The 25,862-nt window shown below is 36.1% G+C and carries 32 protein-coding genes and 1 other annotated feature; of the genes, 11 read left to right on the top strand and 21 right to left on the bottom strand.

Annotated elements, in window-relative coordinates; translation table 11 throughout:
* Positions 1–213: 213 nt before the first annotated feature.
* From leuD to MHH59_RS07030, 9 genes are all read right to left on the bottom strand, one after another.
* Positions 214–795, bottom strand: coding sequence for a 3-isopropylmalate dehydratase small subunit (leuD, locus tag MHH59_RS07070; RefSeq protein ID WP_002086742.1), 582 nt, complete (start codon positions 793–795; stop codon positions 214–216).
* Positions 773–2,167 carry a 3-isopropylmalate dehydratase large subunit gene (gene leuC, locus MHH59_RS07065; protein ID WP_002011716.1) on the bottom strand — a complete coding sequence of 465 codons (1,395 nt, stop codon included), beginning with the start codon at positions 2,165–2,167 and terminating at the stop codon, positions 773–775. The genes leuD and leuC overlap by 23 nt, the downstream gene beginning before the upstream one ends.
* Entirely contained in the window at positions 2,167–3,231 is a 1,065-nt protein-coding gene (gene leuB / locus MHH59_RS07060) for a 3-isopropylmalate dehydrogenase (protein WP_201055889.1), read from the bottom strand. The genes leuC and leuB overlap by 1 nt, the downstream gene beginning before the upstream one ends.
* A gap of 78 nt (positions 3,232–3,309) precedes the next feature.
* Entirely contained in the window at positions 3,310–4,830 is a 1,521-nt protein-coding gene (gene leuA / locus MHH59_RS07055; protein WP_002064438.1) for a 2-isopropylmalate synthase, read from the bottom strand.
* A 1-nt stretch (position 4,831) separates the two neighbouring features.
* Positions 4,832–5,842, bottom strand: coding sequence for a ketol-acid reductoisomerase (ilvC, locus tag MHH59_RS07050; RefSeq protein ID WP_002126277.1), 1,011 nt, complete (start codon positions 5,840–5,842; stop codon positions 4,832–4,834).
* Positions 5,843–5,869: 27 nt separating this feature from the next.
* Positions 5,870–6,379 carry an acetolactate synthase small subunit gene (ilvN, locus tag MHH59_RS07045; protein WP_000822948.1) on the bottom strand — a complete coding sequence of 170 codons (510 nt, stop codon included), beginning with the start codon at positions 6,377–6,379 and terminating at the stop codon, positions 5,870–5,872.
* On the bottom strand, positions 6,376–8,076 hold the full coding sequence (gene ilvB, locus MHH59_RS07040) for an acetolactate synthase large subunit (RefSeq protein ID WP_002086744.1): 1,701 nt from the start codon (positions 8,074–8,076) through the stop codon (positions 6,376–6,378). Before ilvB ends, ilvN begins: the two co-directional genes overlap by 4 nt.
* Before the next feature lie 72 nt (positions 8,077–8,148).
* Positions 8,149–8,377 (bottom strand) — a binding site (T-box leader).
* A 15-nt stretch (positions 8,378–8,392) separates the two neighbouring features.
* Positions 8,393–9,289, bottom strand: a complete 897-nt coding sequence (ilvE, locus tag MHH59_RS07035; protein WP_340850997.1) for a branched-chain-amino-acid transaminase — start codon at positions 9,287–9,289, stop codon at positions 8,393–8,395.
* A 141-nt stretch (positions 9,290–9,430) separates the two neighbouring features.
* A complete protein-coding gene (locus tag MHH59_RS07030; RefSeq protein ID WP_078177944.1) occupies positions 9,431–9,646 on the bottom strand; it encodes a hypothetical protein in 216 nt (71 codons plus the stop codon).
* A gap of 59 nt (positions 9,647–9,705) precedes the next feature.
* On the opposite strand from MHH59_RS07030, the gene MHH59_RS07025 reads away from it, so the two are divergent.
* Positions 9,706–9,945 carry a DUF3911 family protein gene (locus MHH59_RS07025; protein ID WP_002126272.1) on the top strand — a complete coding sequence of 80 codons (240 nt, stop codon included), beginning with the start codon at positions 9,706–9,708 and terminating at the stop codon, positions 9,943–9,945.
* 86 nt (positions 9,946–10,031) lie between these two features.
* Positions 10,032–10,271, top strand: a complete 240-nt coding sequence (locus tag MHH59_RS07020; RefSeq protein WP_002011725.1) for a YkuS family protein — start codon at positions 10,032–10,034, stop codon at positions 10,269–10,271.
* 428 nt (positions 10,272–10,699) lie between these two features.
* Here the strand turns inward: MHH59_RS07020 and MHH59_RS07015 are convergent, their stop codons facing one another.
* Positions 10,700–10,789 (bottom strand): hypothetical protein, encoded by a 90-nt coding sequence (locus tag MHH59_RS07015; protein WP_000608225.1) that lies wholly within the window; start codon positions 10,787–10,789, stop codon positions 10,700–10,702.
* Positions 10,790–10,897: 108 nt separating this feature from the next.
* A complete protein-coding gene (gene ytfJ / locus MHH59_RS07010) occupies positions 10,898–11,305 on the bottom strand; it encodes a GerW family sporulation protein (protein WP_002030645.1) in 408 nt (135 codons plus the stop codon).
* 172 nt (positions 11,306–11,477) lie between these two features.
* Between ytfJ and MHH59_RS07005 the strand changes: the two genes are divergently transcribed.
* Entirely contained in the window at positions 11,478–11,852 is a 375-nt protein-coding gene (locus MHH59_RS07005) for a hypothetical protein (protein ID WP_002011728.1), read from the top strand.
* Between the two features lie 34 nt (positions 11,853–11,886).
* Here the strand turns inward: MHH59_RS07005 and MHH59_RS07000 are convergent, their stop codons facing one another.
* Entirely contained in the window at positions 11,887–13,230 is a 1,344-nt protein-coding gene (locus MHH59_RS07000; RefSeq protein WP_340850996.1) for a TrkH family potassium uptake protein, read from the bottom strand.
* A gap of 968 nt (positions 13,231–14,198) precedes the next feature.
* On the opposite strand from MHH59_RS07000, the gene MHH59_RS06995 reads away from it, so the two are divergent.
* A complete protein-coding gene (locus MHH59_RS06995) occupies positions 14,199–15,338 on the top strand; it encodes a dicarboxylate/amino acid:cation symporter (protein WP_340852910.1) in 1,140 nt (379 codons plus the stop codon).
* Between the two features lie 22 nt (positions 15,339–15,360).
* Here the strand turns inward: MHH59_RS06995 and MHH59_RS06990 are convergent, their stop codons facing one another.
* Positions 15,361–15,516, bottom strand: a complete 156-nt coding sequence (locus MHH59_RS06990) for a hypothetical protein (protein WP_002011733.1) — start codon at positions 15,514–15,516, stop codon at positions 15,361–15,363.
* 153 nt (positions 15,517–15,669) lie between these two features.
* Entirely contained in the window at positions 15,670–16,089 is a 420-nt protein-coding gene (locus MHH59_RS06985) for a MarR family winged helix-turn-helix transcriptional regulator (protein WP_002064429.1), read from the bottom strand.
* Positions 16,090–16,251: 162 nt separating this feature from the next.
* On the opposite strand from MHH59_RS06985, the gene MHH59_RS06980 reads away from it, so the two are divergent.
* Positions 16,252–16,683: a regulatory YrvL family protein gene (locus MHH59_RS06980; RefSeq protein ID WP_002126264.1), complete on the top strand. Its 432-nt coding sequence runs from the start codon at positions 16,252–16,254 to the stop codon at positions 16,681–16,683.
* 33 nt (positions 16,684–16,716) lie between these two features.
* Positions 16,717–17,304: a thioredoxin family protein gene (locus MHH59_RS06975; RefSeq protein WP_078175613.1), complete on the top strand. Its 588-nt coding sequence runs from the start codon at positions 16,717–16,719 to the stop codon at positions 17,302–17,304.
* Between the two features lie 40 nt (positions 17,305–17,344).
* Here the strand turns inward: MHH59_RS06975 and MHH59_RS06970 are convergent, their stop codons facing one another.
* Entirely contained in the window at positions 17,345–17,809 is a 465-nt protein-coding gene (locus MHH59_RS06970; RefSeq protein ID WP_340850994.1) for an SRPBCC family protein, read from the bottom strand.
* 194 nt (positions 17,810–18,003) lie between these two features.
* The gene (gene uppP / locus MHH59_RS06965) at positions 18,004–18,795 is read right to left on the bottom strand and encodes a bacitracin resistance undecaprenyl-diphosphatase (protein ID WP_002011643.1); all 792 of its coding nucleotides are present in this window, start codon (positions 18,793–18,795) and stop codon (positions 18,004–18,006) included.
* A gap of 182 nt (positions 18,796–18,977) precedes the next feature.
* On the opposite strand from uppP, the gene MHH59_RS06960 reads away from it, so the two are divergent.
* From MHH59_RS06960 to MHH59_RS06950, 3 genes are all read left to right on the top strand, one after another.
* A complete protein-coding gene (locus MHH59_RS06960; protein ID WP_002126252.1) occupies positions 18,978–20,336 on the top strand; it encodes an MATE family efflux transporter in 1,359 nt (452 codons plus the stop codon).
* Between the two features lie 76 nt (positions 20,337–20,412).
* The gene (locus MHH59_RS06955) at positions 20,413–20,586 is read left to right on the top strand and encodes a 2-isopropylmalate synthase (RefSeq protein WP_201055871.1); all 174 of its coding nucleotides are present in this window, start codon (positions 20,413–20,415) and stop codon (positions 20,584–20,586) included.
* Positions 20,587–20,604: 18 nt separating this feature from the next.
* Entirely contained in the window at positions 20,605–20,754 is a 150-nt protein-coding gene (locus tag MHH59_RS06950) for a hypothetical protein (RefSeq protein WP_050000110.1), read from the top strand.
* 25 nt (positions 20,755–20,779) lie between these two features.
* On the opposite strand, the gene MHH59_RS06945 is transcribed toward MHH59_RS06950, so the two are convergent.
* Positions 20,780–21,277, bottom strand: a complete 498-nt coding sequence (locus MHH59_RS06945; protein ID WP_002126248.1) for a hypothetical protein — start codon at positions 21,275–21,277, stop codon at positions 20,780–20,782.
* A 112-nt stretch (positions 21,278–21,389) separates the two neighbouring features.
* Here MHH59_RS06945 and MHH59_RS06940 point away from each other — a divergent pair, with 112 nt between their 5' ends.
* Positions 21,390–22,298 carry an aminoglycoside phosphotransferase family protein gene (locus MHH59_RS06940; RefSeq protein ID WP_201055869.1) on the top strand — a complete coding sequence of 303 codons (909 nt, stop codon included), beginning with the start codon at positions 21,390–21,392 and terminating at the stop codon, positions 22,296–22,298.
* Here the strand turns inward: MHH59_RS06940 and MHH59_RS06935 are convergent.
* The 4 genes from MHH59_RS06935 to MHH59_RS06920 all read right to left on the bottom strand — a co-directional run bounded on the left by MHH59_RS06935 (position 22,295) and on the right by MHH59_RS06920 (position 25,355).
* Positions 22,295–22,456: a hypothetical protein gene (locus MHH59_RS06935; RefSeq protein WP_002126244.1), complete on the bottom strand. Its 162-nt coding sequence runs from the start codon at positions 22,454–22,456 to the stop codon at positions 22,295–22,297. The two genes, MHH59_RS06940 and MHH59_RS06935, sit on opposite strands and share 4 nt — an antisense overlap.
* A gap of 96 nt (positions 22,457–22,552) precedes the next feature.
* A complete protein-coding gene (locus MHH59_RS06930; protein ID WP_002140953.1) occupies positions 22,553–23,326 on the bottom strand; it encodes a hypothetical protein in 774 nt (257 codons plus the stop codon).
* Positions 23,327–23,350: 24 nt separating this feature from the next.
* Positions 23,351–23,797 (bottom strand): flavodoxin, encoded by a 447-nt coding sequence (locus tag MHH59_RS06925; protein ID WP_002086759.1) that lies wholly within the window; start codon positions 23,795–23,797, stop codon positions 23,351–23,353.
* A 379-nt stretch (positions 23,798–24,176) separates the two neighbouring features.
* Positions 24,177–25,355: an amidohydrolase gene (locus MHH59_RS06920; protein ID WP_113936995.1), complete on the bottom strand. Its 1,179-nt coding sequence runs from the start codon at positions 25,353–25,355 to the stop codon at positions 24,177–24,179.
* A gap of 359 nt (positions 25,356–25,714) precedes the next feature.
* Between MHH59_RS06920 and MHH59_RS06915 the strand changes: the two genes are divergently transcribed.
* Positions 25,715–25,861, top strand: a complete 147-nt coding sequence (locus MHH59_RS06915; RefSeq protein ID WP_002011626.1) for a teichoic acid D-Ala incorporation-associated protein DltX — start codon at positions 25,715–25,717, stop codon at positions 25,859–25,861.
* Position 25,862 lies beyond the last annotated feature (1 nt).

Here is a 25,862-nt window from a genome sequence, read left to right as displayed (position 1 = left end):
CTTTAGTAGAGTGTAGGTACAACGGGAATAACCCTTGTGCCTACACGTTTTCACGTTAGGTTCAAGGGTTTCATGTATGATGATGTAATTTTGTAAGCATTTTAATAGATTGCACGATATTCATAATACTTACTCCCTTTCTCCTCTGATTTTTTACATATTATATAACAGTTAATTCTTAATGTAAATACATTTCGAATATTCTACTTTTAGTTAGTGTGAAGCTACTTTTCTTTCATACTCTTCAATTTCTTGTTCATATTGCATTGTAATGCTGATTTCATCTAGACCATTTAATAATTTTTCTTTCCACATTTTCTCGATTGTAAAATGAAACCTGTGCGTATTCGTAATAATTACTTCATTCTCTAAATCAACTTCCATTTGATCTCTCGCATTCGTTTTGGCAAGTTGTTCACGCATCTCTTTATCCATTACAATCGGTAACATACCATTCTTCATACAATTCATATAAAAAATATCTGCAAATCCTCCGGCGATAATAACGCGGAAACCATAATCCGCAAGCGCCCACGGAGCATGTTCTCTTGAAGAACCACATCCAAAATTATCACCTGTAATTAATATACTTGCTCCTTTTCGTTCTTGTGCATTAAGGGAGAAATTAGGATTTTCATGGCGCTCATTATCGTAACGCCACTCATCAAATAAATATTTTCCAAATCCCGTCCTTTCAATTCTCTTCAAATATTGCTTCGGAATAATTTGATCTGTATCAATGTTATCATTCATAAGTACTGCGGCAGTACCTTTATGAATATGAAATGGTTCCATCGTAACTCTCCTTTCTAATATCAACAAAATGACCATATAACGCAGCTGCTGCAGCCATAGCTGGACTTACTAAATGTGTTCGTGCTCCTTTCCCTTGCCTTCCTTCAAAATTACGATTTGAAGTAGAAGCACAATGTTCTCCTTCAGGTACTTGATCTGGATTCATCCCAAGACACATTGAACATCCAGGCTCTCTCCATTCAAATCCCGCTTCTTCAAATATGCGATGTAAGCCTTTTTGCATCGCCCGCTCTCTCACACTTTTTGATCCTGGTACAACGAGTGCTCGCACACCTTCTTTTACCTTTTTCCCTTTCACAACAGATGCAGCAATTTCTAAGTCAGATAAACGTGAATTTGTACAAGAACCAATGAAGACATGCTTAACAGGAATTTCAAACGTACTTTGCCCAGGGCTCAATCCCATATATGAAAATGCTCTTTCATCATTTTCGTTATGCTTCTCTGGTAATTTTTCATCAATAGGAACACCCATACTAGGATTTGTTCCCCAAGTGACATACGGTGCTAAATCCGTAACATCTACCGAAATATGTAAATCATAAATTGCATCTGAATCTGTATAAAGCTCCGACCATTTTCCCGTAAACGTTTCATAGTCTTTCGGTGCATATTCACGCCCTTTTACATAAGAAAATGTTTTCTCATCTGGTGCAATGATGCCAGCTTTCGCTCCCCCTTCAATTGCCATATTGCAAAGTGTCATTCTCTCTTCCATACCCATATCACGAATCGTCTCTCCGTAGAATTCCATTACATGCCCCGTTCCAACCGCTACACCGTACTTTGAGAGAAGATGCAAAATAATATCCTTTGCATAAACGCCTTTCGGTAACTTTCCTTTTAATTCAATCCCCATCGCTTTCGGTTTTCGTTGCCACAACGTTTGAGTTGCTAATACATGTTCTACTTCACTCGTACCAATACCAAACGCTAAAGCACCGAAAGCACCGTGGGTTGCTGTATGGCTATCACCGCATACAATCGTTTTCCCCGGTTGTGTGAGCCCAAGTTCTGGTCCTATAACGTGAACGATTCCTTGCTCTTCATCACCAATATCGGCTAATCGCACCTTAAATTGTTTACAATTGTCACGAAGTGTATCCAATTGCTGCTTCGCAATGCGATCGGTAATATTCCAAACATCTTTCGTTGGAATATTATGATCCATCGTTGCAAACGTTAATTCCGGTCTCCGAACAGTTCGATTTGCAAGCCGCAAGCCTTCAAAGGCTTGCGGTGACGTTACTTCATGAACGAGATGAAGATCGATATATAATAAATCCAATCCATTTTCATTCGTTACAACTACATGTCTTTCCCAAAGCTTATCTAGTAACCTTTTCCCCATTATCTTCCTCTCCCTACTAGTGCCTGCTCTTCCATTTCTTGAATAACTGCCCTCGTAAATGAAGTTGTCGTCTCATTCCCCCCAATATCAGCTGTACATTTCCCAGATTGAAGAACTGCAGAAATTGCCTCTTCAATCGCATACCCTTCTCTCGTTAATCCAAATGATTGCCCAAGCATCATCGCTACTGAACGCATCATCGCAATTGGATTCGCTTTATTTTTACCTGCAATATCTGGCGCTGATCCGTGAATAGGCTCATATAAAGACGGCCCGTTTTCCGCATGGCTCGCTGATGGAAGCATTCCTAATGAACCTGCTAATACAGAAGCCTCGTCGCTCAAAATATCACCAAATAAATTTTCTGTTACGATAACGTCAAATCTCCTTGGGTTTCGAATTAACTCCATAGCAGCTGCATCTACTAAAATGTGCTCTAATTCAACATTAGGATAACGAAGAGCTACTTCTTCCGTAACAGCTCTCCACAATTTACTAGATTCTAAAACATTCGCTTTATCAATAGAGGTTACTTTTTTCTCTCTCTTACTCGCTAATTGAAAGGCATACGACACGATACGTTCAATTTCATGACGATGGTACGTAAGTGTATCAGTTGCCGATTCTTCCGTTCTTTCTTTCGGATAAGAGAAATAAATACCGCCTGTTAGTTCACGAACGACAACGAAGTCAATTTCATCTGCGTTTTTTAATGGCGATAAATGTGCAGTTACGCTTTCTACTGTTACAGGACGAACGTTCGCAAATACACCAAGTCCTTTTCTTAAAGCTAATAATCCTTTCTCTGGCCTTTCTTTCGCATCATCCCACCGCGGTCCACCAACCGCTCCAAGTAAAACCGCATCACTCGCTAAACAAGCGGCAAGTGTTCGCTGTGGTAATGGTTGCCCATTTAAATCGATAGCCGCTCCGCCAAAGTACTCATCTTGTAAATGAAAGTGATGTCCATATAGCCTCTCTACCATATGCAATACTTCCTTCGCGCTTTCCATAATTTCCGGACCAACACCATCACCCGCTAAACAAACGATACGTTTTTCCAATTAAAACACCCCTTTTTATCTGAATTTTCAGAAATATATTTTGATAAGTAAGGGACAATCCCCTCACTTATCAAACAGTTACTTCACAAGAGTAATAAAAGATTTTAATTTTCCGGCCGCATGAACATACGCTCTCGCCGATGCTTCTAATACGTCTTGCGCAACACCAAAACCTGATACTTGATGAGTTCCTTCTTTTAATTCAACATGAACATGTGCAAGTGCATCTTGACCTTGCGTTATAGATTGTATGCGATAATCCGCTAAGTCACATTCTAATCCTAAAATTCTTTGAATTGCATTATAGATCGCTTCAATACTTCCAGAACCAGTTGCTGCATCTTCGTACATATTTCCTTCCTCATCTTTTAGTACAACCGTTGCACACTGTGTACTATTTGATACGAAATGTACTTGCAATTGAGTAATGCTATATTGCTGGGCCGCAAATGCTGCTTCACCAAGCATAAGCGCACGTAAATCTTCTTCTGTAATTTCTTTTTTACGGTCAGCCAAGTTTTTAAATGCTTCAAACACCACATCTCGTTCTTCTTTTGTAAACTCATAACCAAGTTCTTTCATTTTTTCAGTAAACGCATGGCGCCCGGAATGCTTTCCTAATACAAATAAATTTTGTGACTCTCCAATCAGTGATGGTTCAATAATTTCATACGTCGTTACTTCTTTTAATACACCGTCTTGATGAATACCTGATTCGTGAGCAAAAGCATTTGCTCCAACAATCGCCTTATTTTTCGGTACAACCATACCCGTTAACCGACTTACTAACGTACTCGTCGCTTTAATTTCTTTTAATGTCATAGAGGATTCTGCTTCATAGAAATCTTTTCTAATATGGAGAGCAACCGCGACTTCTTCTAGCGCCGCATTCCCCGCTCTTTCTCCAATTCCATTAATCGTTCCTTCTACTTGTAACGCTCCGCCTTCAACCGCAGCTAACGAATTCGCTACTGCCATCCCAAGATCATCGTGACAATGACAAGAGAAAATTGCTTTTTCATACGACGGAACGGATTCTTGTAAGTATTTAAAAAGAGAATAATATTCTTCTGGATTCGTATATCCAACTGTATCAGGAATATTGATTACATTCGCTCCTGCGCGAATCGCGACTTCTACTGCTTCCGCTAAAAATGCTCTCGATGTTCTTGTTGCATCTTCTGCTGAAAATTGAACTGTTGGAAATAGTGATTTCCCAAGCGTAACCGAGCGATGTATGCTATCTAATACATCTTCTTTTGACATACAAAGCTTATATTTCATATGAATGTCACTCGTAGCTAAAAATACGTGTAAACGAGGAGAGACAGCGCCTTTCACAGCTTCATAGGCTCTTCGAATATCACTTTCTTTCGCTCTAGCTAAACTCATAACCGTAGCATTTTGAATGGTATTTGCGATACGTTTTACCGATTGAAAATCACCTTCAGAAGCTGCTGCGAATCCAGCTTCCATTACATTAATACCAAGTCTCTCTAGTTGCCTCGCAATCTGTAATTTCTCTTGTTCATTTAAATTAACTCCTGGTGATTGTTCGCCATCACGAAGCGTCGTATCCATGAACAAAATTTGCTTCATATTATTTAATCCCTACCTTTACTCGGGGCTGTACGAAAGGCATCATTTCACGTAATTTACGTCCAACTACTTCGATTTCATGTTCATTTTCTTTTTCATTTGTCGCCTGGAAATTTGGTCTTCCTGCTTTATGCTCTGCAATCCAGCCTCTTGCAAATGTACCATCTTGAATTTCTGCTAGTACTGCACCCATCGCTTTCTTCGTATCTTCAGTAACAACGCGTGGCCCTGATACGAAGTCCCCCCACTGCGCTGTATCTGAAACTGAATATCTCATATTTTCAAGTCCACCTTCATACATAAGGTCAACAATTAGTTTCAGTTCATGTAAACATTCAAAATATGCAAGTTCAGGTTGATAACCAGCTTCAACTAACGTTTCAAACCCAGCTTTTACTAGTGCAGTTACTCCGCCGCAAAGTACAGCTTGCTCTCCAAATAAATCTGTTTCTGTTTCTTCTTTAAACGTTGTTTCTAATACACCTGCTCTCGTCGCCCCAATTCCATCTGCATATGAAAGTGCCTTTTCAGTCGCAACTCCTGTTGCATCTTGATATACTGCAAATAATGCAGGAACAGCTCCCCCTTCCGCAAACGTACGACGTACTAGATGTCCTGGACCTTTCGGTGCTACTAGAAATACATCTACATTAGCTGGCGGTTTTACTTGATCAAAGTGAACATTAAATCCATGCGCGAAAACGAGAGAATTACCGCCTTGTAAGTTTGGTGCAATTTCAGCTTCATATACTTCCGGCTGTAATTCATCAGGTAGTAGAATCATTACTACATCTGCTTTTTCTGCTGCTTCCGCTACTGTATATACAGAAAAACCGTCTTCTTTCGCCTTATCCCATGACTTCCCTTTCCTCAGTCCTACTACCACATCAAATCCGTTATCACGTAAGTTTTGCGCATGCGCATGGCCTTGCGATCCATATCCGATGATTGCTACTTTCTTTTCCTTTAATACATTTACCGTTACGTCTTTTTCATAATAAACTTTCGCCATTTTCATTTCCCCCTATTTTTTAAATAATTATTGAATTAACATAACTTGTTTATCTTGTTTTTTCATACTACGTGTAAATGCTGTTACACCTGTTCTAGCAATTTCTTTCAAACCATATGGACGAAGTAATTCAATTAACGCTTCTACTTTCTCCTGGGTACCTGTTACTTGCACCACTATGGAATCCTTCCCAACGTCTATTACAGCGGCTCGGAACGGTTCAATTAAACTATATAATTCTGCTCTTGCTACAGACGTTGCTACTTTAATAAGTGCAAGTTCTCTAGCGATCATCGCTTCTTCTGTAATATCTGATACTTTCAGTACATCGATTTGCTTATGAAGTTGTTTAATTAACTGCTCAACTTGCTGTTCATTTTCAACGTGTACAACAATCGTCATTCTCGAAATATCCGATGATTCCGTATGACCTACTGAAATACTTTCAATATTAAAATGTCTACGTGTCATAACACCTGTAATTCGATTTAACACACCGCTTTGATTTCGAACTGTCGCTGTTACAATTCTCTTCACCTTTTCTCCACTCCCTCCATTTGATGAACGCCTTTTCCTGGGGCAACCATCGGCATTACCTTTTCGGATTGAAGTACGCGGCAATCAATTACAACAGGCTCTCTTAACTCAATTGCATACTGTAATTGTTGCTTTGCAAGAAGTGGGTCTTCAATACGAACACCTTTTATGCCATAAGCATTGGCAAGCGCAACAAAATCTGGTTGGCATGAAAGTAAGGAGTGCGAATATCGCCCATTATAAAATTCCTCTTGCCATTGTCTTACCATTCCTAAAGCTTCATTATTTAAAATAAACACTTTAACTGGTAAAGAATGCTCTTTTAATACACTTAGTTCTTGCAAGGTCATTTGAAATCCCGCATCACCGACAATCGCAATAACTAATTCTTCTGGCCTTGCAATTTGTGCACCAATTGCTGCTGGAAATCCGAAGCCCATTGTTCCTAAGCCTCCAGAAGTTACCCATTTATCTGGATTTTTCAGCGGATAATATTGAGCTGCCCACATTTGATGTTGCCCAACATCTGTCGTTACAATTGCTTCCCCTTTCGTAATTTCGTATAGCATATCAATTGCATATTGAGGCTTAATACATTCCGAATGCTCTTTGTAAGAAAGAGGGTATTTTTCTTTTCTACTATTCAATAATGAGAGCCAATCATTGTGATTTACTTCCCCTTCCTTAAAGTTGAGTAGAGCTTCTAATGCTTGCTTCGCACTCGCAACAATTGGAATTTCAGTCGGCACATTTTTTCCGATTTCCGCTGGATCAATATCTATATGTGCGACAATCGCTTCTTTAGCAAAATAAGCTAAATTTCCAGTAAGACGATCGTCAAATCTTGCTCCTATATTTATAAGTAGATCACATTCATATAACGCCATATTAGCCGTGTAAGAACCGTGCATTCCTCCCATCCCAAGAAATAATTTATCATCTGGCGGAAAACCACCAAGACCAAGTAATGTATGAACAACAGGAATTTCATATTTACGAGCAAAGCTTGTTAATTCTTTCGATGCCTTTGCATGCAATACACCTGCTCCAGCTAAAATTAACGGTTTTTTTGAAGTCGCAATCGCTTGTAATAATTTGTTTATTTGTAGTAGATTCGGTTCGTAATTAGGCTGGTATCCTGGTAAATCCATTTGAACATCACTACATCGCTCACCTTTCTCTACTACCATATCTTTCGGAAGGTCAATTACGACTGGGCCTGGTCTTCCTGTTCTAGCGATATGAAATGCTTCTTTAATAATTCGGGGTAAATCCGATGCTTTTCGTACTTGATAATTATGTTTTGTCACCGGCATCGTAAGCCCCATAATATCAGCTTCTTGGAAAGCATCACTCCCGATTAACGTTGTTGCTACTTGCCCTGTAAATACAACAAGTGGCAATGAATCAATCATCGCGTCAGCTAGACCAGTAATAACATTTGTAGCACCCGGTCCACTTGTTGCAATTACCACTCCTGGATTTCCTGTAATTCTTGCATATCCTTCAGCAGCATGAATTGCACCTTGCTCATGCCTCGTTAAAATATGCGGAATTTCACAATCATAAAGCGCATCATATAGAGGTAAAACCGCACCACCTGGATAACCAAAAATCACCTCTACTCCTTCCTTTTCTAGCGCTTCTAACAATAGCTGTGCACCAGTTGCCAGTTTCTCTTCCGTTTTTGAAGACATTTTTCTTATAAGCCCCCTTTTTTAAACATTTATAAAATAAAAAAATCCTACGTCCACACTCCAGCTATGTGCTGAAGGGACGAAAGATTTCGCGGTACCACCCTTCTTCGCAAGATTACTCTTGCCTCAGTGACTCGGGATATGAGTCTAGCTAATAACGGAGCTACCGTCTAAGCCTAAACAAACGTTTCAGCTTAGCACTCAAGGGTGATGTTCGTCGACGTGAACCATCGGTTTCCAGCAACCACCGACTCTCTGTGAGGCTTCACAGTCAACTACTCCTCCCTATCAACGCTTTATCATGTCATAAGAGCTATTATCCAACTTTATTTTCTTCGTAAATTTTCTCTCCATCTTCTACAACTAATTTACGGAATTCTTCTAATAAACGATTCGTATGTGGCCCTGTTCTACCTAAACCAATCGTTCTTCCATCTACTGTCGTAACAGCAATTACTTCAGCAGCTGTTCCTGTTAAAAACACTTCATCAGCTACATATACATCATGCCTTGTAAATACTTCTTCTCTTACGTCATATCCAAGTTTTTCGCCGATTTCTAAAATCGCGTTTCGTGTAATACCTTCTAACGCTCCAGCAGAACTTGGTGGTGTAATTAATTTATTTCCCTTCACAATAAATACATTATCTCCAGAGCCTTCAGCTACATATCCTTGGTCATTTAACATAAGTGCTTCTTGTACTCCAGCTAATTTCGCCTCAATGCGAACTAAAATATTATTTAAGTAATTTAAAGATTTTACTTGAGGCGATAGAACATCCGGGCGATTGCGACGCGTTGCAACTGTTATAATCGGAATCCCTTTTTCATAATATTCTTGTGGAAATAAAGATAATTGCTCTGCAATTACTACTACATTTGGTTTCGTACAAGAATCAGGATCTAATCCCAAGTTCCCAGGTCCTCTTGATACAACGAGGCGGATATATCCATTAGATAGTTTGTTTTGTCGAATCGTTTCAACAACGATTTTCGTTGCTTCTTCTAACGTATATGGAATTTCTAACATGATGGATTTCGCTGATTCATATAACCGGACAAGGTGCTCTCTCAAACGGAAAACATTACCGCTATATACCCTAATTCCTTCGAACACTCCATCGCCATATAAATAGCCATGATCATATACTGAAACCTTTGCTTCGTCTTTTGGAACAAATTCTCCATTTAAGAAAATCCACTGCTCGTTCACTTGAAAGCGCCCCCTATGTTCTATGAGTTTTTTATTGTTTCCTAGTCTACTCTCCTTTTCAAATAAATCAAGTTAATTTTTAGAAAATTTTTAATTTTTAATCGTACGTACATCTTTGTTCATACTGATTTAATAACATTGTTAACGTTTACAAAAAGTCAAAAAAATTTTTTCGTCAAATTCTACTAAAAAAAATATTTGTTTAAAAGAAGGGTTTTCGCCAATTGATACGAATCTATTGTATTCAATAAACGGACGTCCGATTTTATAAATCCGGGAATATACAACGACTTTTGGTGAAAAAGGGGGAAAATAACAAAAATAACGCTGTCTAAAAATAACATTCATATTTTTCATTTAGTAATCATAATCCTATTTTTAAAAAACAATTTGTCAAATTGAAGGAGGAAATAACAATGGCGTGTGTACAAATTAAAGGAACGAGACAAGAGGTAGTAGAAATGCTACAACTATTTGATCTAATGGATACGAAAGGATTTTGTAAATTCGATAATTACGTTGAAGTAGAACCAAATAGTAGGAAACATAACAACTACACAGCTTCAATCGATATTCAGTCTAATAACAGTTCATCACAAGATACATTAAATGATCAATTCGTTAGTCAAATGCTTACTGGTGTATATAACGACTAAACAAATATTCTCTTCCTACCATCTTTTCATAAATATATGCTATGGACTTGAGCATACTAGCAACTAGATGGTAGGAGGTGAAAATTATGGCTAGAATTGGTGTTGAGAACTCTTTAACAGATGTTCAACAAGCTCTTCAGCAACAAGGACATGAAGTCGTTTCACTTAACTCTGAAAATGATGCACATGGGTGTGATTGTTGCGTTGTAACCGGGCAAGATTCTAATATGATGGGCATTGCAGATACATCGATAAAAGGATCTGTAATTAAAGCACATGGTTTAACAACAGATGAAATTTGTCAGCAAGTTGAAAACCGCACTTAATCATTTTTATCACATTATTTGTGAGCTAACATGTAAAGGGAATGGAATGGTCCCACTGATTATAGTTTCAATTTATTTATAGAAAAAGGGCTCCTTTTCAAAAGGAGCCCTCTTTTTTATATTCACCTAACGGGAAAGTAACATATACTGGATGAAAGCCCTACCTCTCTCTCATCATTACGGTTCCACTGACCGCTCCTTGATTCACTAGTATACATATAAAGCTTACATATACAATTTATAGGGTTTGTTCACAAAAGTTGTTGGTAAGACTACCCGATCTTTCGCAAACTTTTCGTATTATATTCATAAGATTTATTTACTTTACACTAGCTTTAACCGAGACACGAATTAAAATTTTAACACCAATACAATAACTTGTCAACATTTTTTACAAATTAAAAACAGACATTAACGGTTTGTCTGTTTTAGAATGGAGCTTTTTCTTTTATTACATATACAACAAAACCGCTTACTAACATACATAAGCCAACTACTAAGTTTTTGATATTAATCATAAATTCCTCTCCCTTATTCCACACATCATATATATTTACAGTTCAATTATTCCGATCGTCCTAAAGCGCACTTTTTCTAATATATCATAATTCCTAAAAAATGCAAGTTCACTTTTGGCGACCATTCACAAATTTATCCACAGTGCTTGGCACAGTATTTAACGCTTTTTCAATTAAATGTGTACTACTATTGAGATGCAACACTTGCACACCGTTAGAACCAACTACTAAAAAAGCAACTGGGCTAATAGAAACCCCAGCCCCGCTTCCGCCTCCGAATGGATGACTTTGCTTGTTCTCTTTATGCTGCCCTTGTCCGCCGTTATGTTTTTCGGAAATAAAATCACCTTTAAAGTCACTTCCACCAGCTCCAAAACCAAAAGCCACTTGAGATACTGTTAATACTACATTTCCGTCAGCTGTTGAAACCGGACTTCCAACAATCGTATTTACATCTACCATCTCTTTTAAATTTGTCATTGCTGTTTTCATTAAATTTTCAATTGGATGTTCCATTATGTACTACACCCTTTCCTCATTATTCTTTTTTATACTTTCCAAAATAGAGGAAGTCATACTAAGTTTTCCTATTTTGAAAAAACATTTTCCACTTTCCAATTGGATATTACTCCCTGTACATGCTCGGATAAAAAGGAAAAAGAGATACATACTACTATTGAACCTTGTTATGAAAGGAGTCCTTACTTTGACTGAGAAATTTGATGAATATAAAAAAAGAGATCGAATAGATAGTGATTATAAAGAAGAATACGCAGCTGAAGTTGCACCACAGCGTATCGATTATGATGATAAAGATAACGATGATGTAAGATCGTCTGCAGCTGGATCGACTGCTGGTTTCATTGCTCTTGCCTTAGCAATATTATCATTATTCACATTCCCAACACTATTTGGTCTTGTGTCTGTTCTACTTGGTATTTACGCTTATAATCGCGGGGCTACTGTAACTGGCGGTACCGCTGCCATTGTGGGTGGTATCGCTGCACTCATTGCGATTTTATTCCGAGTGGCGCTTATTGGTTTATTGTTCTCTCTTTTTTAAAAAGAAAAAGGTATCTCGCTTTATGCGGGATACCTTATCCTGTAAATACATCTTCTGATGGATATTTAATTTTTTGTTTTGCTGGTCGTGCCAAAGAGAACACAAGTGTTAACGGTCCGATTAATCCACAAAACATAACAAACATAATAATACATTTTCCAAACGCCGATAGCTTCGCAGTAATCCCCATTGTTAACCCTACTGTACCAAACGCTGAAATTGTCTCAAATAATAACTGAATAAAACTGAAGTCTTCTGTAAGCATTAATACAAATACCGCTGTAAAAATAAGTATTTGACTAGCAACGACAATTGCTAACGCTCTCGTTACTGTCGACATTTTAATCGTACGCTGAAATAAAACAAAATCCTCTTTCTTTCTAAAGAAAGAAAGAACTGATGTAATTAAAATAACGAATGTCGTTAACTTAATTCCACCGCCTGTCGATACACTTCCCGCACCAATAAACATTAATACCATTGTAAATAGTATCGATGACTCTTCCATCCCCCCATAATCTACCGTGTTAAAACCAGCTGTACGAGGTGTAATTCCTTGGAAGAACGAAGCCCATAATTTTCCATTTAAAGATAAGTGCCCCAAAGTCTTCACATTATTATATTCCAATACAAAAATCACAAGCATCGCAATAACATTAAGTGCTATCGTTCCAACAATCATGATTTTGGAGTGCAGTGATAATTTTCGGAAACTACGGCTATACCATATATCAATTAATACCGTAAATCCTAACCCTCCTATTACAATTAAAGAACAAATCCCCATATTAATAATAGGATCTCCTACATATCTTGTTAAATTATCTGGCCAAAGCGCAAAGCCGGCATTATTATATGACGCAATAACGTGAAAAATACTATAGTATAAACCTTTTCCAAAACCAAAATCTGGAATAAAGCGAATCGATAAAAAGATAACTCCAATTAGCTCAATACAAATAGAAAAAATAAAAACACGTTTTACTAATTTCACAAGACCACCAATATTTGTTTGATTAAATGCTTCTCCAATTAATAATCGGTGGCGTAAACCAATTTTTTTCCCTAATACCCAAACAATTAAAATGGCTATCGTCATAAGACCGAGACCACCCGTTTGAATTAAAAACATAATAACAATTTCACCAAACATCGTAAACGTACTCGCAGTATCTACAACACCTAAACCGGTTACAGTCGCTGCCGACGTAGCTGTAAAGAAAGCATCTACCCAACTAATATGTACTTTCGTTGCAAACGGTAACTTTAATAACAATCCTCCGACCACAATTAAACAAAAAAAGCCTAATGCTAAAATTTGTGGTGGATTCAATCGTATAAAACGATTATACAACCCTTGTTTTTTTGCTACTTCCATATCACTAACTCCCTTTATCAAGTGAAGCTTTTATCCCCTCATAAATAAAGACTCTTTAAGAGCCTACAAGTAGCGGGATAAACCTTATATTCTCATAATATAGTTGAGCATAATCCTTTTTTTCATAGATTTCAACTTTTTTTTATATTCAGACTCCTATCGTTTTACAAAAGAATATTTTCTATTATATCTCCACTTATACTATAACTCTTACAACAACTATTTTATCCCTTTTCAAATTCCCATATCTTTCACTCCAAGTTCACACGAGGGTCACATCTACCTTTTATAGTATATGTATCGGAGCTGTTCCTCCCTAATTTATAAGACATTCCCCAGTGTCTTGAACAGCTTTCCATCCCTAATTAAATTGACATAAATTGTCCCCTTCCTTGACCATCCTATATGTGATGGTCTTATTTTTTTATTCTTTCTATCTTTTATTTGAAACTCCCTCTCTCTTTCACTCCATGTTCACACGAGGATCACATCCACCTTTTATAGTATATGTATCGAAGCTGTTCCTCCCTAATTTATAAGACATTCCCCAGTGTCTTTGAATAGCTTCCATCCCTAATTAAATTGACATAAATTGTCCCCTTCCCTTGACCATCATATATGTGATGGTCTTATTTTTTTATTCTTTCTATCTTTTATTTGAAACTCCCTCTCTCTTTCACTCCATGTTCACACGAGGATCACATCTACCTTTTATAGTATACGTATCGGAGCTGTTCCTCCCTAATTTATAAGACATTCCCCAGTGTCTTGAACAGCTTTCCATCCCTAATTAAATTGACATAAATTGTCCCCTTCCCTAGGCCATCATGTGATGGTCTATTTTTTTCCAAATACATAAATGTATTCTTTCCACATATTTCAGCAAAACTGGACTATATACATTGAAACAGACATTTTCACACTGAATATTCAGAAAATATTGTCAAAATAGGTATTTTTTCGGTATAATTAATTTAGAAAGCAATTTTACAAAAACAAAGGCAATCTTAATTGCATTATTTCTCGGTCTAGTTGTCGGACTCACTTTAAATTTAGCTGCTCCATCTATTTTTGAGCCATTGAATCAATATGCGTTCAATCCACTTGGTCAACTGTTTATTCGCCTTATTGAAATGCTAGTTGTTCCTGTTGTGTTCATTTCTATCGTACTTGGGGCTGCTGGTCTTGAAGATCCGAAACAACTTGGAAGAATTGGTTTAAAATCAATTTCATTCTTTCTCGTAACAACAGCTGTCGCTATCTCTATTGCAGTTACATTTGCACTTATCATAAAACCAGGAGCTGGCGGTAACTTTAAAACAGACGGGCTTAAGTATGAAGGTGCAAAAACTGAAACATCTTTCGTTGATACATTGCTGAATATTGTGCCAGATAATCCAGCAAAAGCGATGGCTGATGGGAACATGCTACAAATTATTGCCTTTGCCGCATTGATCGGACTCGGTTTAGCTGTTTTAGGAAAACGAGTTCAAGGTGTCCATTCATTACTTGAACAGGGCAACGAATTAATGATGTATCTTGTTAATCTCGTCATGAAATTAGCTCCAATCGGAACATTCGGGTTGCTCGCTTCGTCCGTTGGTAAAATGGGTCTTGCAGGCGTCGCTGCGATGTTCAAGTATATGATTGTCGTTATGTTGGTACTCATTATTCACGGTGTCTTCGTATACGGCGGCTTATTAAAGGTACTAGCCAAAGAAAGTATTATTCGTTTCTTTAAACATTTCGGTCCGGTAATGGCAATTGGATTTAGTACATCTAGCTCTAATGCGTCCCTTCCATTTGCCATGAAAACCGCTCAAGTATACGGCGTTGAACTTACATTACCACAATTAGCTATGGTCGTATTAACTGCTGTACTAGCTAGTATCGGTACTGCAGGTGTACCAGGTGTTGGACTAGTAATGCTTACGATGGTTTTAAATCAAGTAAATCTACCAGTAGAAGGCATTGCTTTAATTATCGGTATTGACCGCATTCTAGATATGTCTAGAACTGCTGTAAATATTTCCGGTGATGCAATTTGTGCAATGATTGTTGCAAAATCAGAAGAAAAATATAATACGGATCAATCTGCAGCATCTTAAATCAAAAAAGGAGTGAATCATTTCACTCCTTTTTTGATTTACTTCCTTTTTTCGAACGATATTCTTTTCCTTTATTATCATTTCCCGTTTCAAATTCAGTACTAAACTCCTGCTGGAATTGCCCTGATTTTGGTGAACCTTGATTTCCACTTCCTTGACTACCATTACGATTCGTCATATTTCTCCCTCCTTCCTTTATTAGTAGTATGGCGCTCTATCTTTTTTCATACACATTTTATTTTTTATCATCTATTACACACAGAAGAAGACCTTCCATATATGAGGAAGGTCTTCTTTTTAATTAGGTAAGCGTTTTCTTATTTGTAATTATTTAAATAAGTTTTTTAGAAATAGATATCATTATATCCATTTCATCTTCTGAAAGTGCGGAAAATCTTTCTTGTAAATATTTCTTTTTCTCACCTTCCATTTTCGCAACTAACTCTTTCCCTTGTTCTGTAATCTCTAAATATACAACTCGGCGATCTGATGTAGAACGTGAACGAGTTACAAAGCCTTTATTAATTAATTTTTCTGTAACAGCTGTAATATGACTATTCGACACATTTAACTCATTAGCTACACGTGAGACCATTTCTTTATTCGTACGGTTCAATATTCTAAGGACAATGAACTCATTCCACGGTATGTAACCACCAAATATTTTTCCAATATCATTACGCAACGTGCGAAACATTGCAAAAACATTTGTCGATAGTTCTTCCATTAATTGTTCTCGATTTTGAGACAACTTTGACAGCCCCTTTTATTTAATTTAGTTAAATAAAAACCTTATTAATAATTTTACACGAAATCTTACTTTTTGTCACCTTATTTCCCCATAATTCGTAGTTTTTTAATAGATATTTCATGGTACAATGAAATTGATTTTCCAGAAAAAGGAGTTGGGGCAATGAGTGAAGAAGACAAACTTTCTAATCTCAGTCTAAAAGATAAGACTATTATTATTAGTGTTGTTATTCTTATTCTCATTATATTCTTTGCATTTATATTTTTTGTATATGTAGGAATCTTTCATATTACAGGTATAGAATATTCATCAAGAACAGCTCTACTACTCTTTTTTTTACTCATTCTTTTATTAGACGGTATTACATATTTTATATTCATTTTCTTTAAAGTGCTCCTACATCCAATGATGACAAGTATGCCCAATTGGCTCTCAATTGCTCTGCTCTCTATAATTGAAATTACGTTAGATTGGTTTGTCATACATACCGCCGATGACTGGATAGAGAGTGTACAAATGCCCAACATAGCTGAATTATGTGTCACACTATTCCTTTACACACTAAATAAATTATTTAGTGATAAGAAAGAGTAAGAATACAAGCTTTTCTATATAAAAATTGGTACAATAAAAATAAATCATACTAAAGAGGTGTTACTTATGAACTTACTACAATGGGCTGATAAAGGCATGTCCTTTGATACATATGTGAATGAAATGAAAGTAAACCAATACGAGCTACTACACATTTACAATAACTTTTTAATTCCAAATGAATTACTTCCAGTTTTAGAAGAACGTCAAAATGATGGCTGGCGCGTTATCGTATTAACAGCTGACTGGTGCGGCGACGCTCTTTTATGTGTACCTGTTATGAAACGAATTTCTGAAGTTGCAAATATTGATATGCGTTTATTAATTCGCGATGAAAACTTAGAGTTAATGGATCAATACTTAACAAACGGAACAGCACGTGCGATTCCAATCTTTATTTTCATTGATAAAGACGGAAATGAACAAGCCGTCTTTGGACCACGCGCTCCAAAAGTACAAGAATTAGTAACTTCAATGCGCGCTACATTACCTGAAAAAGAAGATCCAACATTCGAAGAGAAACAAAAAGAAATGTATGCTAATTTCCGTGCTACATTAGCTGATGATACTTCTCTTTGGGAACATGTAATGGAAAGCATGATTGAGAAAGTAGTAAAATAAAAAAAACTGCCGATTTCGGCAGGTTTTTTATTTTACTAAATTATAATCCTTTTTTCTGAGAATATACAGCATCTACGCACGCTGCTAAACGTTCCATTTCACCCATGTATATTCCACGTGTCATCCACCAAGTCAACTTGTACATAATCTTATATAAAAAATTCTTCGGTTCAAATTCTACGATTAAAGTAAGCGATGTACCTTCTTCATCCTCTTCTAACATATAAGTTGCAGCTGTATAACCTTGCTTCATCTCACATCCAACTGAAACGATATACGGTTCATCATACTCTAAAATTTCCGCCTCAAATTCATATATTTTCTTCCCCATCTTTTGCACAGATATATATTTGTCACCTTCACGAGGGTTTTCAACATCTATATTTGAAGGATACCTATTTTCTACCATAAAGGTACTCCATTCTAGTATTTTCTCGTCATTGTGTACATAATCAAATACAACATCAATTGGTGCTGGAATTACTATTTCTATTGCAAAACTCACTAAATTGCTCCTCTCAAATACCCTATCGATTTCCTTAAAATTATTATAACGAAATCATTATGGCATATTTCACATGGTGAAATACAAGTAATTGAAGGTAAAAGTTTCATTTTTCTCTCTCTATAAAAAAATACCCTACAGTGTAGACTTTTTTTCAAGTGTCTATTCTATAGGGTATTGCTGATATTTTATACTTACATAATGAAGAAATAGAATACCGCAGCTAAAATGAAACGATAGTAAGCGAACGGTGTTAGTTTTACACGAGCTAATAATTTTAAGAATGAAACGATTGCAAGCAACGCAACAACGAATGCTGTAATAAATCCAGTTGCAAATAACGTTATATCAGCCGAGCTTAATATATCCCAGCTTTTAATTAAATCTAAGCCACTTGCAGCTACCATCATTGGTACCGCTAAAATGAACGTATATTCAGCTGCCGCTGTATGCGAAACGCGAGCTAATAAACCACCACTTATTGTTGATCCAGAACGAGAAAATCCTGGCCAAAGTGCTAAACATTGGAACATTCCAATTGTAAATGCTTGCTTATATGTAATTTCATCTAACGTTCTTGCTGTACTTGGTTTTGAAAACTTCTCAGCAACAATCATTAAAATACCACCAACTACTAAGCTAATAACAACCGGTCCTGGACCGAATAAAACTTCTTTAATTGTACTATGGAATAATACACCAAGAATTCCAGCAGGGATCATCCCGATAATAATATGTAATAAATTTAACGATGGCCCATCTGTTACTTTCCCTATTCCAACTAATGACCATAAACGCTTCCAAAATATAACAACAACTGCTAAAATCGATCCCAACTGAATAACAACTTCGAAAACTTTCGCTCTATCGTCTTCAAATCCAATTAAGTGTCCTGTTAAAATCATATGTCCTGTTGATGATACTGGTAGAAACTCTGTTAAACCTTCAACAGCACCCATGATTAATCCAATTAACCAATCAGCCACAATTAGTGCCTCCTTAATAACGCATATGTAATTTTTTCACACCTTATCATAATACCTTATCCCTTTTCAAAGTGCATCCTTTTTTTATTGATTTCATTTGTTGTATACGCTTATTTCTTTTCTATTTTTTGATTAAATTGTATGATAATAAGAGTTTGTTTTTTACGTTGAAAGGGGATTTTATGAAAGAAACTAATTCATTCTCACAAAAGTTAAAGCAATTTTTATTACTCTTTTTCCCGATTTTTGTAACGCAAATGTCATTATTTGCGATGAGCTTTTTTGATACGACAATGTCAGGACATGCGAGTCCTATTGATTTAGCGGGTGTTGCTATCGGAACAAGTATATGGCTTCCCGTTAGTACCGGCTTAACAGGAATTTTAATGGCTACTACTCCTATTGTTGCACAGCTCGTTGGATCAAAGAAAAAGGAGGACGTTCCCCACATTGTCATACAAGCAGTATATTTAGCAATTTGTGCTAGTTTCGTTGTTATCCTTATCGGATTCTTCGCTGTTTCACCTATTTTAAATGGCATGCAATTAGAAGAACCGGTGGAACGTATTGCAGCACAATTTTTAATTATTATCGCGATTGGAATTATCCCTTTATTTACTTACACCGTCTTACGTGGATTTATTGATGCATTAGGAAAAACTCGAACAACGATGATTATTACATTACTATCATTACCAATTAATGTAGTATTAAATTACTTATTAATTTTTGGTCACTTTGGCTTTCCAAAACTCGGTGGTGTTGGTGCGGCAATCGCTTCTGCAGCAACTTATTGGTGTATTTTAATTATTACGGTTATTATTATTCGTACGAAAGAGCCTTTCGCTTCTTTCAATATCTTTAAACAGTTATACCGCCCTTCCTTTACAATCTGGAAGGAATTCCTGAAACTTGGCGTCCCTATCGGATTTGCTATCTTTTTTGAGACGAGTATTTTCGCTGCGGTAACACTTATGATGAGTAATTTTAGTACGACAACAATAGCAGCACATCAAGCAGCTATGAACTTTGCTTCCTTGTTATATATGACTCCTTTAAGTTTAGCAATGGCAATGACGATAGCCGTTGGATTTGAAGTTGGAGCAAAACGATACAATAATGCGAAACAATATGGATTTATCGGAATTGGGTTAGCCCTTGCTTTCGCTCTTTTATATTCAATCCTTCTTTATTTCTTTGATGATGAAATTGCTTCTATTTATACGACAAATGCAAATGTCCATCATTTAGCTAAAGAATTTCTTATATTCGCGATTTTATTTCAAATTTCAGATGCGATTGCAACTCCAGTACAAGGAGCACTTCGTGGTTATAAAGACGTAAATGTTGCCTTAATTATGACATTAATAGCTTATTGGGTAATAGGTCTACCTCTTGGCTACATGTTAGCAACTTATACTGACTGGGCAGCAAAAGGTTATTGGATCGGTCTTATTATCGGTCTAGCATTTGGAGCAATCTTCCTGCTTATCCGTCTCTTTCAAGTACAAAGAAAATATACAACGCAAAGCAGCCGCTAATGATATAGCGGCTGTTTTCTTCATGCATATTTTTTCTTGTAACGTGTAACATAATGAAAAAGAAAGGTGGATACATATGGACGAAAAACAAAAGAAACAATCATTCGATGAAGAATTCGCCTCTGAAATTTCACCTGGATATCGGCAAGATGTACATAAGCCACCTAAATATAAAAATACTTCTTTTTTAATGGGCATTACCATTTTCGCAGCTGTATTACTCGTGCTCATCATTTTCGTCTATTTTTAAAGAAGGGTGGTCTATTATATGAAGAAACAAGATTCAAATCGTTCAAAAAGAACTGTGAAAACGGAAAAAGGATATACAGGAGATTCTGTTCATACACTGAAACAAGTTGAGCAAGGAAATTTATACATTGCTCAAAAAGAACTTGGTCAACAAAATGAAAATCTTTAAAGTCCCTCTGCTTCTAGAGGGTTTTTTATTGTACATATTGTTTTTGTTCTAACACCATGAATAAATTATTAACCTTTACAATTTTCATGTCATAATTTAATTTCATTTCACTTCTCTTGCCATTTTCAATACCAGTAACGTACGCTACAGCATGATAGCGAAAACTCTCATCTGTCTCTTCACGTATCTCTTCGTTTGTAAATTTATACTCTAAATCCCGAAAACGGTTTGGGTAATAATTTTCTATTAACTGTTCATACCCTCTACTTACAAATATTTCTTCACCTTTTCGTTTCACATCTTCTTTATTATTAAACTCAAACACTGCTAGTTGCGCTGTCACAAAGTGTTCTCCTATCATTTTCATTTCTTTATCAGTTAAAGTTTCTATACTTTTGTTCTTTAATTCCTTATTTAACTCGTAGCGATCTATCGGTTTAAAGGTGGCAAAAACCTCCTCTTTATATGGCCAAAACAATCCAAAAGCGATACATAGAGAAATGATTAATATTCTTTTCTTCATAATGCACCCCACCCTCCTCCATTAATGATAGTTATATTTTAACATATAGAAAGAAAATTCTGATATCATAAAATAGAATACCCTACCTTTAACTTAGAAACGAGGAACAATTATGGACTCTTACAAACAATATATAAAAGAAGCTCTACCAGATCTTTCTATACATTCATATATACAAAATGAAGAAGGGTGGGATAATATAGCGGTTATTATAAATGACGAACTACTATTTCGTTTCCCGCGAAAACTTGAATATGCACAGCGAATTCCGTTAGAAAAAGAACTGTGCACTATTCTTTCTCATTCATTACAAGAAATTGCAGTCCCTAAGTATAAACTATTGTATAAGAATAATTGTAATACCGTTCCATTTTGCAGCTATTATCCTCTCATTCATGGTGAACCGTTAACAACTGAACTACTTGCAAAGCTAGAGAAAAAAGAACTTGAAGTAATTATTACACAATTAGCCACTTTCCTTGCGGCTTTACATAGTATTCCTTTAAAACGTACTGAAACGCTAGGGTTCCCTATCGAAAAAACACTTACCTACTGGAAAGAACTACAAACAAAATTAAATCAATATTTTACTAACAATCTTACTTCATTACAGAAATCAGCCTTAAATCGTTTATTCGAAAATTTCTTTACCTGTATAGCTAAATCTGCCTTTCAAAATACAATCATCCATGCTGACTTTACACATCACCACATTTTATTTAACAACTTGAACAAAACCATTTCAGGTGTTATCGATTTTGGAGATGCTCAAATTGGCGATCCCGCTTTTGATTTTGCTGGGCTATATTATGATTTCGGTCGTGAGTTTACTACATCTGTATATGAACAATACAGTACACTTATTTCTCACCGCGATCCATTATTCATTCACCGCATCACTACCTTTTATCAATACAGCCCTTTACTACATAACCTTATTTATAACATTGAAACAAACAACGAAATAACATTAAAGAAGAATGAAGAACAGCTTAAAGCAATACTACAGGGACGAGATTAAATTCTCTCCCTATACTCTCTCTCCTCATACATCATTAACTTTTTATCCATTTCAACAATAACTTTATACAATTGAAATGCCTGTAAAATTTGCAGTTGAATTCCAAAAGGAGCATTCTGTTCTTTTAACCATTGAAATACTGCCGTTTCATCTTTCATTGATTATTCCTCCCTTTATTAATCTGCTACAAATATACGGTAAATGATGAAAAGCTTTTCATGTCAATAACAAAAAAGGATGCAAAATTGCATCCTTTAATGTACTATATTTTTCTTCTGCTTCGCTTCTTTCTTTACTTCTTCCCTTTGGCATTCACTACGAAACGCACAACTCATACACTCAGAACGAAAATGACGCTCTGTATAGTGCTCAGGTTGTTGCAACATTTCTTTCATTCTAAATAAATCATCCATTCCAGTTATAATATCTTCCTGCTTTGGAATGTACTCATACTTAGTTCCTTCTATTAAATTAATAACTTCAATTTTCCCCGGAAGAATACCGAAAGCTTTATAACTGAATACTGTCATTAGCTTCTGACAAAGAGCAAGCATTTCCTCATCCGCATCGACAACATACTTTTTAATTACAAACGATTCAGCACTCCACTCACCAACTTCAAATGTCAATGACATGTGGACACCTAACTCTTCCATATATGTTTGAAACTTCTCATATAAAAATAACGGCGGTGCCTGACTATCATCCCTTTCAACAAACTGTAATAAGTGATCAGTTAGCTTTGCTAAAACAATATAGTACTCCGCCTTTGAAGCAAACATATTAATCCTTACTTTTTTCCAATACTTTTCTATTAATATTAAAAGTACAATTTTCGTTTGTTGGCCCGCAGGTAGCGTGTAATATTCATTAATAATTTGATTCACAATCATTTGCGCTATTTGTTGCCATTCAAATGAAGAAGGTTCTCTTCTTTTTATATGACGGAAATAAAATTTATGCGGACAACGCATAAAATCATACAAATGGTAATCTGTCATCGTTTTGATTGAGATTTTCTCATGCAATTGCTCTTCATCTCCCTTCTGCCATTAAGAAAGGTGTTTTACGAATTCAGCTCCAAACTGTAAACATTTTTCTACATCTTCATCTTCTGGCGTTAATTCTACTTTCAATCCTTCTAACACAACTGCTGCCCCGCGCTCCTGCAGCTTTTCTATTAAAATATCAACCGCTACCCCGTATTTCGGATAAGCCGAATCACAAGAACCGAATGCAGCTGCTTTTTTACCAGTTAAGTTAATAGAATCCATTGCATCATAAAAATCTAAAAAATCATCAGGAAGATCACCATCTCCCCAAGTATAAGCACCTAAAATAATCCCGTCATATTGCTCTAATATAGAAGCTTCTGGTGTATCCATAATATCAATTACTTCAATCTCATTTTCTGTTTCACGAATCGCACCCGCAATATGGTCAGCCATTTCCTCTGTATTTCCACTCATACTTGCAAAAATCATTACTAACTTACTCAACTGAACCTCTCCTTTTACCTTGTATCTCTTTTTCTGTTTGAAGTGTACTCTTCTCATCTACATATTCAGAACGAATTACATTTCGTTGCCATTCAATATGCTTATCAACATTTCACCTTTTAATCCCCTTCGTAAAAGGTGAAATGTTTTTCTCATTAAGGTTCCTCATCTGTTTCATTGATAATAATTATCAATTTCAATTATACCATTAGATTAATTGAAATTGATTATCAAAGTCAATAACTATTTTTTAAAAAATAGTTAAAATGTACAAGCTTGTCCGTTAGCTATTCATATACTATAAATGAGCATAGTTCTTTCTCAGCCCTCTCTGACGGAAGAAATAAAAGCAACTGCAATAGAGTGCAGTTGCCTTTTTTTATGCTTTATCAATTTCTAGTAGTCTTATAGTTGCCTCTAAAAATAGTTCCACTCCATTAATTAAAGCCGATTCATCCACATCAAATTTCGGATGATGATGTGGATAACAAGTATCAATATTTTTATTCCCTGTTCCTAATTTAATGAAACAACCAGGTGCTTTTCTTAAATACGCTGAAAAATCTTCCCCTCCCATAGAAGGTTCAAGATGCACAATACGCTGATTTCCGAACAATTTTATCGCACTTTTTTCTACTATTTTCGTAATGTACTCATTATTAACAACTGGATCATATCCGTAACGATACGTATATGTATAATCTCCCCCATGTGCTTCTGTAATTCCTTTTACAATTTGCTCAATTTTCTCTTTTGCTTCCTCTCTTAATGTTTGATTAAAAGATCGAACAGTTCCCATTAAAGCTGCTGCACTAGGAATGATATTATCGGCCATCCCCCCATGAAATTGTGTAACTGACACTACTCTATGCATAAAAGCACTTGTATTTCTTGATACGATATGTTGTAAATTTGTAATAATTTGTGCTCCGATAGCAATAGGATCTATCGTTTCTTCTGGTCGTGCCGCGTGACCACCCTTTCCTAAAATTTCAATTGTAAATACGTCTGGTGCTGCCATCATAGGGCCATATACAATTCCTATCTTTCCACTTTCTAATCCAGACATAACGTGCAAACCTACTACATAATCGACGCCGTCCATAACACCGGCCTCCACCATTTCTTGTCCACCACCGGGATACACTTCCTCTGCGTGCTGAAAGAACAGACGGATTTCGCCTGCAAAATCTTCCTTCATATTTGCTAGCGTCTCTGCTGTACTTAATAAAATAGCTGTATGTGCATCGTGCCCGCATGCGTGCATTACACCTTTATTAACCGATCCATATGGCTTTAGTGTCTCTTCTTGAATTGGTAATGCGTCTATATCAGCTCGAATCGCAACTACTTTTCCTTGTTGCCTTCCTCTTTTAATTGCTAGCACACTGTACTGCGTTGGTCTCGTTACTTCAAAAGAAGAAAATGAGCATAATGTTTCATATATAAATTGCGAAGTTTCTTTTTCATGAAACGATAATTCCGGATACTTATGGAAATGCCGTCTCCATTTAATGATATTTTCCTCTGAAATAACACTCCTCCACTCTCTTTTCATAATAATTACCTCCTTTTAAAAGGCTCTATACCTTGAAAATGTACTAAGTACCCAGTGATTATTAACCCACTCCAATTCAGGAATAACAAAACAAATATTATATTTTCTCGCCTTCTCACAATCCACTTTTATACATTCACACAATCCACTTCCTATTTACATGTCAAACCCATTACAAATTCATGCTGAATGTAATATAATTGCTAAGTTAGGGATTTTCTTTTTTAGTATTTAGTGCTAATATCAGAAAAGAGCCTTTTGACTTATTTTTACCTAAAATGTGGGATTTTGTTTTTTTCACAATCATGTAGGACATGATACCTACAAAGAGCTATTATTTCATTAAGCGAGGGAAAGACATGGAAAGATTAAAAGAGATATGGTCTCAACCACTCACACAATGGGTTGCAAAGACGGTTTATTACCTTGCAATTTTATTTGCATTACTTTGGTTGTATGGATTCCATGATACAAACACAAGTACATTTATTTACAATGAATTCTAGG

The organism is Bacillus sp. FSL E2-0195 (assembly GCF_038003645.1).
GTDB classification, from domain to species: domain Bacteria; phylum Bacillota; class Bacilli; order Bacillales; family Bacillaceae_G; genus Bacillus_A; species Bacillus_A mycoides.
Note: the sequence above shows the minus strand (reverse complement) of the source record. Positions and strands in the feature narration are given on the sequence as shown.

Bases quoted from the DNA above. Each gene is read 5' to 3' on its own strand.
- MHH59_RS06950 (WP_050000110.1), top strand. From the start codon at position 20,605: ATGAAGAAACAAGATTCAAATCGTTCAAAAAGAACTGTGAAAACGGAA.
- MHH59_RS06980 (WP_002126264.1), top strand. From the start codon at position 16,252: ATGAGTGAAGAAGACAAACTTTCTAATCTCAGTCTAAAAGATAAGACT.
- MHH59_RS07015 (WP_000608225.1), bottom strand. From the start codon at position 10,789: ATGATTAATATCAAAAACTTAGTAGTTGGCTTATGTATGTTAGTAAGC.
- ilvC (WP_002126277.1), bottom strand. From the start codon at position 5,842: ATGGCGAAAGTTTATTATGAAAAAGACGTAACGGTAAATGTATTAAAG.
- MHH59_RS07000 (WP_340850996.1), bottom strand. From the start codon at position 13,230: ATGGAAGTAGCAAAAAAACAAGGGTTGTATAATCGTTTTATACGATTG.
- MHH59_RS06920 (WP_113936995.1), bottom strand. From the start codon at position 25,355: ATGAAAAGAGAGTGGAGGAGTGTTATTTCAGAGGAAAATATCATTAAA.
- MHH59_RS07025 (WP_002126272.1), top strand. From the start codon at position 9,706: ATGGCGTGTGTACAAATTAAAGGAACGAGACAAGAGGTAGTAGAAATG.
- MHH59_RS06935 (WP_002126244.1), bottom strand. From the start codon at position 22,456: ATGAAAGATGAAACGGCAGTATTTCAATGGTTAAAAGAACAGAATGCT.
- ilvB (WP_002086744.1), bottom strand. From the start codon at position 8,076: ATGTCTTCAAAAACGGAAGAGAAACTGGCAACTGGTGCACAGCTATTG.
- MHH59_RS06990 (WP_002011733.1), bottom strand. From the start codon at position 15,516: ATGACGAATCGTAATGGTAGTCAAGGAAGTGGAAATCAAGGTTCACCA.
- MHH59_RS06960 (WP_002126252.1), top strand. From the start codon at position 18,978: ATGAAAGAAACTAATTCATTCTCACAAAAGTTAAAGCAATTTTTATTA.
- MHH59_RS06940 (WP_201055869.1), top strand. From the start codon at position 21,390: ATGGACTCTTACAAACAATATATAAAAGAAGCTCTACCAGATCTTTCT.
- MHH59_RS07005 (WP_002011728.1), top strand. From the start codon at position 11,478: ATGAAAGGAGTCCTTACTTTGACTGAGAAATTTGATGAATATAAAAAA.
- MHH59_RS06955 (WP_201055871.1), top strand. From the start codon at position 20,413: ATGGACGAAAAACAAAAGAAACAATCATTCGATGAAGAATTCGCCTCT.
- leuA (WP_002064438.1), bottom strand. From the start codon at position 4,830: ATGAAGCAAATTTTGTTCATGGATACGACGCTTCGTGATGGCGAACAA.
- ytfJ (WP_002030645.1), bottom strand. From the start codon at position 11,305: ATGGAACATCCAATTGAAAATTTAATGAAAACAGCAATGACAAATTTA.
- MHH59_RS07020 (WP_002011725.1), top strand. From the start codon at position 10,032: ATGGCTAGAATTGGTGTTGAGAACTCTTTAACAGATGTTCAACAAGCT.
- leuC (WP_002011716.1), bottom strand. From the start codon at position 2,167: ATGGGGAAAAGGTTACTAGATAAGCTTTGGGAAAGACATGTAGTTGTA.
- MHH59_RS06945 (WP_002126248.1), bottom strand. From the start codon at position 21,277: ATGAAGAAAAGAATATTAATCATTTCTCTATGTATCGCTTTTGGATTG.
- MHH59_RS06915 (WP_002011626.1), top strand. From the start codon at position 25,715: ATGGAAAGATTAAAAGAGATATGGTCTCAACCACTCACACAATGGGTT.
- MHH59_RS07030 (WP_078177944.1), bottom strand. From the start codon at position 9,646: ATGAAAAATATGAATGTTATTTTTAGACAGCGTTATTTTTGTTATTTT.
- leuD (WP_002086742.1), bottom strand. From the start codon at position 795: ATGGAACCATTTCATATTCATAAAGGTACTGCCGCAGTACTTATGAAT.